Here is a 12275-nt window from a genome sequence, read left to right as displayed (position 1 = left end):
GGCACCATCTCGCCGCGCCTGCTGGCGCGCACGGCGCACCAGCTGATGCGGCAGGGCAATGCCGGGGCCACCACCTGGCTCAGCGAGCTGATCTGGCGGGATTTCTACTTTCAGATCCTGCACCACCACCCCCACGTCGTGAACCGGAGTTTCAAGCCCGCCTACGACGCCATCGCATGGGAAACCGGGGAAGAGGCCGACGCCCTGTTTGCCGCCTGGTGCGAGGGCCGAACCGGCTACCCGCTGGTGGATGCCGCCATGGCACAAATCAACCAGACAGGCTACATGCACAACCGCCTGCGCATGGTGGTGGCGAGTTTTCTGGTGAAGGACTTGGGGCTGGACTGGCGCCGGGGCGAGGCCTACTTTGCCACCCACCTCAACGACTTCGACCTGGCGGCCAACAACGGTGGCTGGCAATGGGCCAGCTCCAGCGGCTGCGACGCGCAGCCGTACTTCCGCATCTTCAATCCCGTGAGCCAAAGCGAGAAGTTCGATCCGGACGGCAAGTTCATCGCGCGCTACCTGCCCCAGCTGGCCCCACTGGCCCGGCTTTCGCCCAAGGCGGTGCATGCCCCGTGGCAGGCGCGTCCCTTGGATCTGCAGGGGGCGGGCTTGCGCCTGGGCCGGGACTATCCGCTACCCGTGGTCGAACACGACGCCGCGCGCCGCCGGACACTGGAACGCTATGCAGTCGTGAAAGCGCCCGTCGCCACGCCCTGACCGGGCGACGGCGGGCAGCGCAGGCCACCGCTCACTTGCCCATCGGCGTCCGCGGGGCTGCGGGCTCAAGCGGTGCGGACATGCTCATGCCGTCCACCGCCAGCGAGCCCCCCGCGGCCAGCCGCAGCTTGAGGGACAGGTCCGTGCGGTTGTCAGCATGCGCAATTGCTTCCTCCGCCGTGATGGCGCCAGATTCCACAAGCTTGAACAACGAATGGTCAAAGCTGCACATGCCCTGTTCCGTGCCGCGGTTGATCGCGGTCTTGAGCTCGTCGATCTGCCCCTTCTGGATGAGGTCAGCCACGTATGGCGTGAGCAGCATGATCTCCGCTGCCGGCACCAGACGTCCCTGCACGCCCCGGATCAGGCGCTGGGCGATCACGGCCCGGAGGTTGAGCGACAGATCCATCTGCAGCTGCCTGTGCGCATGCTCCGGAAAGAAGTTCAGGATGCGCTGCACGGCCTGATTGGCGTTGTGCGCGTGCAAGGTCGAAACACACAGGTGGCCCGACTCCGCATAGTGCAGGGCGTGCTGCATGGTGGCCCGGTCGCGGATCTCGCCAATCATGATCACGTTGGGCGCTTCGCGCATCGCGCGGCGCAGGGCCTCGTCGTAAGACCGCGTGTCGATTCCCACCTCCCGCTGTGTGATCAGGGATTTCTTGTGCGGGTGAAGGTACTCGATGGGGTCCTCGATTGTGAGGATGTGGCCGCTGGCATTGGCGTTGCGGTGGTCCAGCAGCGCGGCCAGCGCCGTGGTCTTTCCAGACCCGGCAGCGCCCACAGTGAGCACCAGCCCCCCCTTGAGAAAAGCCAGGTCCTTCAGGATGGGCGGCAGGCCCAGTTCGTCGAGGTTGGGGATGGTGCCCGCCACATGGCGTATCACCATGCCGACCTGGCCGCGCTGCAGGTGCACGTTCACCCGAAACCGCGCGCCTTCCGCCGTGGCATACGAGAAGTCGCATTCCATCGTGGTCTCAAACTCATGGTGCTGTGCCTTGCCCATGATGGAGTACGCCATGGCGCGAATGTCCTGCGCAGAAAGCACCTGCTGGCTGATCGGCAGGAACGCGCCCTGCCGCTTGACCGTGGGCGGAGCGCCCGCCAGCAGAAACAGGTCCGATGCGCGCTCGCGGGCTACCAGGGCCAGGCAGGCCAGCAAGCGGCTGTCGCCATACGGTGCCGGCGTCGCAGCGTCCAGCGAAACTCCCGATGGCTGCACAGGCTGCATGGAATGGGCCCAATCCTTGAATGAGAAGAGGCTTTGCGAAAGTGCCGTCCCCGCATCCCAAGGGAAGAGGGGACGGCGGCTCGACAAACAGGCCCCCTCGGCAGCGGCAGCAACGCGGGCGTAATGCTGGATGAGGCTCAGCAGTTCTTCGTCGGAGTACGGCTTGCCCAGGTAGTGGTTGACGCCCAGCTCCATCGCATGCTCACGGTGCTTCTCAGCGATCCGCGACGTGATCATGATGATGGGAAGGTCGCGCAATGCGCCGTCTGCCCGGATGTTGCGCGCCAGGTCGAACCCGTCCATGCGCGGCATTTCGATGTCCGACAGCACCACCGTCGGCCGCTCTTCCTGGAGACGTTCGAGCGCTTGCAGCCCGTCTGCCGCCAGGGCGACACGATAGCCTTCGCGCTGCAGCAGGCGCTGCGTCACGCGGCGCACGGTGATCGAATCGTCCACCACCAGCACCAACGGAACCTGGCTGGGGCCGGCCAGCTGCTGCGACACCACCGACTTGCCAGCACCCGCAGCCTCGGCAGCGACATCCGGCGTCGCCGGCAGCGCCGCAGCCGCAGCACGCACCTGGTCGCCGTACACCGTGGCCAAAGCCACCGGGTTGTAGATCAGCACCACGGCACCGGACGCGAGCACCGACATGCCCGCCAAGCCGGGCAGACGCGACAGCTGCGGCCCGAGGTTCTTCACCACCACTTCCTGGTTGCCCAGCACTTCGTCCACGTGCATCGCAATGCGCTGCGAGGCGCTTCGGAAGATCACGACAGGTCGGGTCTTGCCGCCTGGCTCGCTGCTGCGCGCAGAAGCCTGCAGCAGTGCGCCCGACCAGAAGAACGGCAGCTTCTCCATGCCGTCATCGAAAGTACCGGTGCGGTAGGCCTCTTCCAGATCGGCGGCAGAAGTGCGGCGCACGATCTCGACCACATTGGCGGGCACGCCGATGGCCAAGTCGCCCGCACGCAGCATCACCACCTGCGTCACCGCAGTCGTCAATGGCAGCACCATGCGGAACGCGGTGCCCTTGCCGGCCTCGGTCGATGTCTCGATGCGGCCACCGAGCGCGTTGATCTCGGAACGCACCACGTCCATCCCGATGCCGCGCCCCGCCAGGCCGGTCACCTCGGCCGCCGTGGAAAAGCCGGGCATGAAGATCAGGTTGGCCGCGTCGGCATCGCTGAGCTCGGCATCCGCGTCAATCAGGCCCTGCGCCAGGGCCTTCTCGCGGATGCGCGGGAGGTTCAGGCCCGCACCATCGTCACGGAACTCCACCGAAACGTCGTTGCCTTCGTACCGCAGATCGACCGAAATCGTGCCCGAGGCGGGTTTGCCCGCCGCCACACGGTCGTCCGGGCTCTCGATGCCATGCGCGACGCAGTTGCGCAGCAGGTGTTCGAACGCCGGTGTCATGCGGTCCAGCACCCCGCGGTCCATTTCAATGGAGCCGCCGGTAATGTCCAGCTTGATCTGCTTGCCCGTCTCCTTGGAGGACTGCCGCACCACCGCGTAGAGACGTTCGGCAATGCCCTCGAACTCCACCATGCGGGTGCGCAGCAAATCGCGCTGCAGCTCTCGCGCCTGGCGTCCTTGGGCGATCAGATCGTCTTCCGCGCCTTCCATGGCGCGCTGCAGATTTCGCTGCACGGTGGCCACGTCGTTCACCGACTCGGCCATCATGCGGGTGAGTTCCTGCACGCGGGTGAAGCGGTCGAACTCCAGCGGATCGAAGCCAGCGGCCGAGTCCTTGGACAGTGCCAGGCGCGACTGCATCTGCGATTCGGCCTGAACCTCGATGTCTCGCAGCTGCTGACGCAGACGGTCGAGGTTGCCCGACAGATCGTTCAGCGACGCGCGGAACTGCCCCAGGCGGACATCCAGGCGCGAGCGGCTGATCATCACCTCGCCAGCTTGGTTCACCAAGCGGTCCAGCAACTGCGCGCGCACGCGCACCGACTGGCTGGCCGCTGCGCGCAGCGGAGCCAGCTGCGACGGCGCAGGCAGGCGCACCGCTGGGGAAGCAGCCGGCCGGTCTGCTGGCTCCTGGGCAACCGGTGCCGCCGCTGCGGTATCCGGCGCCATGGGCGTACGGCCGGCAGGCAAGGTCGCGGGCATCGCCACCACGGTGTCGGTGGGTTCCTGCCCGATGGCGCGCAGCGCGTCAAAGTTGGCTTGCAAGCCGTCAAAGCTGGCCTGCAACGGCTCGATCAGATCCGCCGTGACGGTCTCGGCATCGAGTTGCTCGATCGCGGATTCCAGCCGGTGCGCCATTTCACCCAGGCGCATGGCCCCCGCCAGACGCGAACTCCCCTTGAGGGTGTGCAGCGCTCGCAACACCTCGCTGCGGGCTCCGAGATTGTCGGGCCTTGCCGCCCACTGGCGCAGCGCGCCGCCCAACTGAGGCAACAGTTCCGCTGCCTCTTCCTCAAAGATGGGGAACAGGTCGGGATCGATAACGTCGATGGCGTCGATGTCGTCATCCACATCCGACGCGTGCGCCACTGCATGGGCAATGGCATCGTCCACCCGCTGGTCGTGGTCGGACAGCCCCGCTGACAGCGCGGGCACCACCGGCCCCCGTGGGACCACTGCGGGCGCCGGCGCGGCGATGACCTCGGCCGGCTCTGCGGCAGCCAATGGTTCGACGGCTTCGGGCTCGGCTGGAACTTCCTGGGCTTGCTCCGACGCGAAGCTGGCTTCTGCTTCCTCTTCGGGCGGCGAGAGGGTATGGACCACCTCGGCTTCCAGGATCTGGCGCAGTTGCTCCAGGACTTCCTGGCTGGGCTCCTTGAGGAAACCCGCCGCGAACTGGTGCAACAGCCGACGAATGTCTTCCGCAGCCGCCATGAAGGCGTTGGCCTGCTCGACGGTTCCACCGGACTGCAGCTGCACATGCTGCAGCGCATGCTCCAGCACCCGGGCCAGTTCCGACAAGGCCGTGAATCCCACGGTCGCCGAGCTGCCTGCCAACGAGTGAGCCAAAGCCACGGCGGTATCTGGCAGGGGTTCGTGCAGTTCGAGAGACCACTCCTGCAAACACGTCACCAGGCGGCGCGACCATTCATCCGCCTCGTTCAGGTACACGTTGTAGAGCGGGATTCCGATGCGCAGCGTGTCAATGACCTTGACGGCTTCGTCGCTGACGCTGTCTTCTGGCACCTCGGTCTCGAGCGCGGCAGGCGACATCTCGGCGGCAGACGGGGCCACCGGGGTCACCAGCGCCTCATCGGGTGCCTCAGGCGTTTCTGCCGGTGCAGTGGCCTCCGCGGGCTCCTGCAGATCGAGATCCGCCAGCAGAGGCTCGGGCTCTGCGAACGCTGGCGCCTCGGGGGCGGCCTCGGCCATGATGGGCTCGAAATCCACGGCGGGCAGCGAGGAAATCTCATCCAGCTTCTCTGCCTCAGCTTCTAGCGCCAACCCGGGCTCGGCTTCGGCGGTAGCCGGCAACGCGGCATTGCCCTCGGGCACCTCTGCCACGGGCTCCAAATCGGGCAACTCGAGATCCAGCACGAAGTCGTGACTGGATGGATCAACCACCGCAGGCTCGGCGGGCGCCTGATCCAGCGCGGCCGCAAACACGGAGAAGTCGATTTCTTCTGCCGACTGTGCGGCCGGTGCGACCACCTCTGCGGAGGGCACGGGAACCTCGTCCGAGATTTCTGTGGCCACAAAGTCCGGAATCGCAAGCTCTTCATCGACGGCTGGCGGCACTTCTGGCGCCGTGCCTGCAGGTGTGTCGAGTGACAGGACTTCCTGCGCGGCAACTGCCTGTGCTTCCGCCTCTTTCTCTTCCACTTGCTGCGCAGGCAACTCCTCACTCTGAACCTCCGCGGCAACGCCAGAGGACATCGCCAGCGGCAGCAGGATTCCTTCAGTGCGCATGGCATCCGCGGATTTGCGGAATGCCTCGGGCTGCCAGCCCGAAGCCTGACCCGCGGCAATATCGTCAGCCCAGCTTCCAAACGCTTTCAGCGCATCGGAAGACAGCTGCAGCAATCCAGGCTGCATGGGCTTTTGTTCCGCCAGCCAGGCGTTCAGCACTTGCTCCATCGACCAGGCCGCCTCGCCAAAGTCGTTCAGGCCAACCATCCGCGAGCTGCCCTTCAAGGTATGGAACGCGCGGCGCAGCGTGGTCTGTTCGCTCAGGTTGCCGGGTTCATCCTGGAGGACAGCAATCGCCCCCAGGCCGTTGCCCACCACCTCACGGGCTTCCTCCAGGAAGACCTCCAGCAGCTCGTCCTCGATCTCTGGGACTTGTGCGGGCGTCGGTGCAGCCGCAGGAGCCGGGATCGAGGCAGCTGGCGCCGCAGCTGACGCCTCTGGGGCGGCTGCGGTCGGCGCCAAATCAAACGAGATATCGGGTGCCAGAGCCTCGGGCTCCGCAGGCGCAGGCGCCGAGGCCGTTGGCATGGCAAGCGTCGAAACATCCGGAAGCGCAGGCAGCGACCCGAAGTCCGTAGGCTCGCTGAGGGGCTCCTGCACCGGGAACCGGGGCACCACGTCGGGCAGTGCAACGGCTGCACGCTCTTCCAGCTTGGCCGGCGCCTCTTCCACCGCATCGGAGGCACGCGGGCGCGTCTTGCCCATGAGAATGCGCAATTCGCCCAGATCTTCGTCGTAGACGAACAGCTTGCGTGCCATCGTCCGCTGGTAGCTGAGCATGTCGATCAGGAAGCCAAGTGCACCCAGGCTGTTGCCCAGCTTCTCGAAAACGCCCTGGCGGTCCGCCTCGGGCACTTCGTTGATGAGCAGGCGCTCCACCATGTCGCGCATGCGGACCACCGCCAGCGATGCCTGATCCAAGCCCAGCACCGACAACACACCCCGCATTTGTGCGAGGTGGCCAGGCACCGTGGTCAATGCCGCCGTGTCCTGTGGGTTGCGGAAGAATTGGTCCAGCGCCTTCTCTGCTTCGCCCAACGTGGAACGCAACTCGTCGACCACGCTGCCCATGGTCTGGTTGTCACTGACCCGCCGGTACAGCTCTTCCATCCATTGTTCAAGGGGCTCGGGCTCGGCCCCCGCCCCCACGGCATCCAGGCGCTCGGCCAACCGACCGGCCCGTGCCTCCATCTGTTCGTCGGCCGAGTCCAGTTCTTCGAAGGCGGCCTGCAAGTACAGCACCGAAGTCGCCACCTCCATGGCCAGCGCCGCGGAGGGGGGTTCGCCGGAACGCGTGGTGGCGTCCAGTGCACGCGTCAGGGCCTGGGCGAGGCTTTCGCTGCCCGGCTGCAGCTTGCGCAGCGAGTCACACACCAGACTGAACTGGTCTGCCGCAGGCTTGAGTTTGTTGCGGTCGCCGCCCGCCAGGGCGGACCAGGTTTCCGTGGCAGCGGCGATCCGCTTGCGCGCCTGGGCCAGGAGAGCAGGATCGAAGCGACCAAACCGCGATGTTTCGTAGTCGACCGGCTTGAAACGGTCCAGCGCAAATGCCTGCCGCACGGCATTCAGTGACGGTGTCTCGACAGCCGCCGACTCCGAAGGCTTGGCCTGCGAGCAGAAGAACAGCAGGTCTTGCACCAGGCGGTCGGCAATGGTCGTGTCGCCCTTGGCCAGGGTGGCGTACTGCATCAGCACACGGGATGCCACGCGCTTGACGTATACGTCGGCGGGTAGCAGGCCCGTGCCAAAGGCTTCAAAAAAGCCCGCACAGATCTTCCAGAAAGCACGGGACTGGCGGTCCTGTTGCGCAGCCACGAAACCCAGGCAGGTGTCGCGCAAGCTCAGGGAGGCGCGCAGGTCGCCCGACTTGACGATGCGCAGAACCGCAGAATCCAGGCGCGCACGCGCCTCGGGGCCGTAGGGAAGCGGCGCTGCAGAGACGGCCCCCTCGGGCTCGCGGAAGCGGCGCTCCACAGGCCACAGATCGGCGGGGTGAACGCGGTCCGCGCCGGCCAGCGCCTGGGCATCACGGTATTGGGGAAACAGCGCCACCGGCGAAGCGGGCTTGCCCGCCAGCACGGTTTCGAGGTATTCGATCAGCGCAAAGCTTGCACGCTCAATGACGGCGGCGGCATCGTCGCTGCAGGTCTCCGGCCGCTGCACGAATTTCTGGACCGCCGACTCCATGGCCCGCAGAACGAGGGCTGGAGGGCCCATGCCCACCATTTCCAGCGCTCCGCAAGCCTGGTGCAACTGCTGCCTGGCAATGCGCAGCGGGCCTGCGTCCAGCGCCGCCAGATCCGATTCGCGCGCCACTTCCGCGTCACGCACGAAGCGCCGCATGGCCTTGACTGCGCCGTCCAGGGATTTGCGCAGTTCGTCAAGCACCCACGCCAAAGGTCCGAGGTCTTGATCCCCCTGGCCCCCGTCCGCAGCTGGTGCATTGTTGACATCAATAGATGACATGGATTCGTCCCCGGCTGCTATGAGCCAGCTGGTTGATGACTACGAGGTCAGGCGATCTTGAAACGGGCCACCGACTGGCGCAGTTCCTCAGCCATGTGGGAGAGCTCACGCACCTGCTGCGCTGTGGTGCGCGTACCTTCACCGGTCTGCTCGGTCACCGCAAAAATGTGCTGGATGTTGTCGGCCACTTCGTTCGCCAACACGGCTTCACGCGAAGTCGACGACGAAATTTGCTCAATCAGTTCGGCCAGGCGGCGCGACACGCGGTCGATCTCGGTCAGCGCGGTACCCGCGCTGTCGGACAGGCGAGCCCCTTCCACCACACCCTGCGTGGAGCGCTCCATAGCGGCCACGGCGTCTTGGGTGTCGGTCTGAATGGCCTTCACCAGCGCCGAGATCTGGCGCGTGGCGTCTGCGGAGCGTTCAGCGAGGCGCTGCACTTCTTCCGCCACCACCGAGAAGCCGCGGCCGGCTTCACCAGCGGACGCGGCCTGAATGGCGGCGTTCAAAGCCAGCACGTTGGTCTGCTCGGTAATGTCCGAAATCAGTTCCGTGATTTCGCCGATCTCCTGCGAGGATTCGCCCAGACGCTTGATCCGCTTGGAAGTGTCCTGAATCTGGTCGCGGATCGAGTTCATACCGCCGATGGCGTTCTGCACGGCTTGCAGACCGGAGTCAGCAGCTTGCAGCGATTGACGGGCCACCGTAGCGGACTCTTGCGCCTGGGTGGACACTTCGTTGATTCGGGTCGCCATGTCCAGAACGGAGCGGCCGGTTTCGCGGATTTCGCGCAGTTGCTCGGTCGATGCAGCCAGCAGTTCGGTCGAGGTATTGTCCACCTGGGCAGTCGTCTGGGCCACGCGCGTTGCCGTGTTTTGCACACTGCCCACCAGCTGGCGCAACTCTTCCACCGTGTAGTTCACCGAGTCGGCGATAGCGCCGGTGATGTCCTCCGTCACCGTGGCTTCCTGGGTCAAGTCACCTTCAGCCACCGACTGCAGTTCGTTCATCAGACGCAAAATGGCAGCCTGATTGGCGTCGTTGACGCGCTTGGCTTCTTGTTCCTGGCGCTTGGCGTCCTTCTGCTGCGCTTCGGCAGCGGCCTGGCGGCCCCGGCTGTCCAGCAGCTGAACGCGCGAGATACCCACGCCGCAAAGAATCACAAACAGACCGGCCAGGGTCAGCGCAGCCAGCTGGCCACCGCCCACGCCCGTCTGGGCCGAAAGCTTGGCCTGCAAACCTTCGAGCTGACGGCGCAGCGGTTCGCTGTCCGCAATGATGGCCGACTGCGCTTCGCGGGCAGACACCAGGCCCTGCAGGTTACCCAGAATGGCGCTGGCCTGGGTACGGGTCTGTTCGTAGAGCTTCACCAGCGCTTCGAGTTGTTCGCGCGTCTGCGCATCCTTGGTGGCACTCAGCCGCAGCTCGGGGCTGCCGTCCAGCAGGCCCTGGGCAATTTCCTTGAACGAATTCAAGTCCTTGCCCAGCAGGAACACGGCCTCGGGGCTCACGCCTTCCATGGTCTGGAATTCGTTGGCAGACTTGCCGATGCGCTGGGTCAACATCACCAACTGGCCCGCGGCGGAAATCTCGGCGGCCGGCGCGTTTTGCTGCAGCTTCAACGACGACACGGTTTCGGCGATTTCCAGCAGATCGGACGACTGGCGGTTGATGGTGCGCAGAGCGTCACCCACCTGCGTCAGGATCTTCTGCTGGCCCATCACCACCGCGGCGTTGCGCTCGGCCCGTTCCATCAGGGGGTTCACTGCGTCCAGGTCAGGCTTGTAGGGCTCACCCAGGGACTGAACACCCAGCTCATCGTCACCCCCGTTGAGTGCGCGCACATTGCGCGCCAGCACGCCAGAGCTTTCCACCACGTCGGGAAACGCCTGGGGACTTCCGACCAGTGCCTGCGAGACAGATTTGGCCAAACGCTGGGACTGCATGAGGGACTGGCCCGTGGCCGCCAGCTGTTGTGCGGAGCGGTCCGCTTGCCGGAGCACCCAAGCCGCAATCAGCGCCAGCACGACCAGACCAACACCCAGCAGGCCAAGCAGGCGCCGCTGGTGGGCGGCTGCCGTGGCGCGGCCCAGGCCAGGCAGCGCGATCAGGTCTTCTTCCGCGTCGGACGCGGGCAGCTCCGAAGGATAGCCATCAGGATCCCCCTGAACGCTGTTCATGGCATCGGCCTGATAGGTCTCCCGCAACTGCATACCGTCCGCAGAACCCGTGGCAAGGAGTTCCTGCCCGTCATCGACGGTGCCGGCAGTCGCGCCAGCGTCCGGCGTGGCAGGTTTCCGGTTGAACAGTTTTCCAAATTGATTGACGACGGACATGGTGCAGCCTTACAGAAAAACTCAAGCACTGATGCTCAGGAAAGCGGGATGCTGGGACAGGGTCTGCAAGTTCAGTTCCTGCCAGCGCGTGCCACTGGAATCGATATAGGTGGTGCCATAAAAGGCGGGCGCATCTTCAGCGGGGGGTTCGGAGGCAACGAACGCATCGGTTCCCCGCAGCCCAGCCAAGCGGTCCACCAGAAGGGCGGCATTGACATCGAGGGCCGCGTTGAACGCGAGAAGATTGGCCTCGGCCAGCGCCTGCTCCGTGCGCGGGGTGGTGGAGCCCAGAAGCCCTGCCAGGTCCACCACGCCGACCAGGCCGCCGCGCAGATTGGCAACGCCCAGGAACCAGCTTTGGGTATACGGCACCGCCTGGACCGAAACCCAGGGGAAGATCTCCCCGGACTGTCCAAGGGGCAGCAAATAAAAACTCCCGGCGGACTCTACAGCCAGCCAGGATGAAACAGAGGTCCCCTCGGTCCTTGCCGCTTGAAGTCGGCTGGCAAGTCGGGTTTGGAGCTCTCGAAGGGCTTCGCGGTTGGCCATGGACGCGCCGCAGCCTCAGTTGAGGGCGTCGATTTTGGCCTGGAGTTCTGCGGGATCCACCGGCTTGGTGATGTAGCCACGCGCTCCCTGCCGCATTCCCCAGACACGGTCCGTTTCCTGGTTCTTGCTCGTGCACATGATGATGGGCACATCGGCATAGAGGGGATCGCGGGAGATGGCGCGCGTGAGCTGAAAGCCGTTCTGCCCCGGCATCACGACGTCCATCAGGATCAGGTCAGGCTTGTCTTCGGCCAGGCGGCGGAAAGCCTCGTCGGCATTTTCCGCAGTGCGCACCTGCATGCCTTTCTTCTGAAGCAGATCCGTCAAAAACATCAACTCGGTCTTCGAGTCGTCGACGACCAGTACTTTCTGGATGGGCATTACATCGCTCCTTGTTGGGAATTGCCAAACTGCTGCACCGCCTGCAACAGTTGGTCTTTGGTAAACGGTTTGGTGAGATATTCCTGGCAACCGACCATGCGCCCGCGCGCCTTGTCGAACACGCCGTCCTTGGAGGACAGCATTACCACCGGAGTATCTGCAAAACGGGCATTGCGCTTGATGATGGCGCAGGTTTGGTACCCGTCGAGCTTGGGCATGAGGATGTCGCAGAAAATCAGTTGAGGCTGATAATCATTGACCTTGGCCAAAGCATCAAAGCCGTCGTCAGCCAACAAGACTTCGTGCCCCCCTTGCTTGAGAAAAATCTCGGCGCTTCGACGGATGGTGTTGCTGTCATCCACCACGAGCACTTTGAAAGATGCGCCTGTTGTAGTCAATTGTTACTGCTCCCGATGGGAAAATAAACAACGCGGCAGCACATGATGATGCTGGAGCGCCTCAAATCTGGACCATCTCGAAATCTTCCTTGCGGGCGCCACACTCGGGGCAGGTCCAGTTCATGGGGACCTGCTCCCATGGCGTGTTGGGGGCGATACCGTGTTCAGGTGAACCTTGAACTTCATCGTATATCCACCCGCAAATCAAACACATCCAAGTTTTAGAGTCGGTCACAGCTTAAAGGGCCTTCACATAGAATGCAACGATTGTATCTAGTCATCTCCGTGGGCTGCGGCTTCGGT

At 64.7% G+C, this 12275-nt stretch carries 6 protein-coding genes and 2 pseudogenes; 1 reads left to right on the top strand and 7 read right to left on the bottom strand.

Translation table 11 applies throughout. The features are described 5' to 3' along the window. Positions 1–723, top strand: a 723-nt coding sequence (locus tag MRY84_RS22905) for an FAD-binding domain-containing protein (RefSeq protein WP_291507963.1), incomplete at its 5' end; no start/stop codon positions are given. A gap of 31 nt (positions 724–754) precedes the next feature. Here MRY84_RS22905 and MRY84_RS22900 read toward each other — a convergent pair. The 7 genes and pseudogenes from MRY84_RS22900 to MRY84_RS22870 all read right to left on the bottom strand — a co-directional run. After that, positions 755–1867: pseudogene (locus tag MRY84_RS22900) on the bottom strand (PilT/PilU family type 4a pilus ATPase); the annotation flags it as partial. 183 nt (positions 1868–2050) lie between these two features. Further along, positions 2051–8308 (bottom strand): annotated as a pseudogene (locus MRY84_RS22895) (Hpt domain-containing protein); the annotation flags it as partial. Between the two features lie 47 nt (positions 8309–8355). Beyond that, positions 8356–10644 carry a methyl-accepting chemotaxis protein gene (locus tag MRY84_RS22890; RefSeq protein WP_291507962.1) on the bottom strand — a complete coding sequence of 763 codons (2289 nt, stop codon included), beginning with the start codon at positions 10642–10644 and terminating at the stop codon, positions 8356–8358. Positions 10645–10665: 21 nt separating this feature from the next. Continuing rightward, a complete protein-coding gene (locus tag MRY84_RS22885) occupies positions 10666–11193 on the bottom strand; it encodes a chemotaxis protein CheW (protein ID WP_291507961.1) in 528 nt (175 codons plus the stop codon). A 15-nt stretch (positions 11194–11208) separates the two neighbouring features. After that, the gene (locus MRY84_RS22880; RefSeq protein WP_142143592.1) at positions 11209–11574 is read right to left on the bottom strand and encodes a response regulator; all 366 of its coding nucleotides are present in this window, start codon (positions 11572–11574) and stop codon (positions 11209–11211) included. Beyond that, positions 11574–11972 carry a response regulator gene (locus MRY84_RS22875; RefSeq protein WP_005796099.1) on the bottom strand — a complete coding sequence of 133 codons (399 nt, stop codon included), beginning with the start codon at positions 11970–11972 and terminating at the stop codon, positions 11574–11576. Before MRY84_RS22875 ends, MRY84_RS22880 begins: the two co-directional genes overlap by 1 nt. A 61-nt stretch (positions 11973–12033) precedes the next feature. After that, positions 12034–12207, bottom strand: a complete 174-nt coding sequence (locus MRY84_RS22870; protein WP_142143589.1) for a rubredoxin — start codon at positions 12205–12207, stop codon at positions 12034–12036. Positions 12208–12275: the final 68 nt, after the last annotated feature.

The organism is Acidovorax sp. (assembly GCF_022763525.1).
Taxonomy (GTDB): Bacteria; Pseudomonadota; Gammaproteobacteria; order Burkholderiales; family Burkholderiaceae_C; genus Acidovorax.
This window is presented reverse-complemented; position numbering and strand designations above follow the sequence as displayed.

Bases quoted from the DNA above. Each gene is read 5' to 3' on its own strand.
- MRY84_RS22890 (WP_291507962.1), bottom strand. From the start codon at position 10,644: ATGTCCGTCGTCAATCAATTTGGAAAACTGTTCAACCGGAAACCTGCC.
- MRY84_RS22885 (WP_291507961.1), bottom strand. From the start codon at position 11,193: ATGGCCAACCGCGAAGCCCTTCGAGAGCTCCAAACCCGACTTGCCAGC.
- MRY84_RS22880 (WP_142143592.1), bottom strand. From the start codon at position 11,574: ATGCCCATCCAGAAAGTACTGGTCGTCGACGACTCGAAGACCGAGTTG.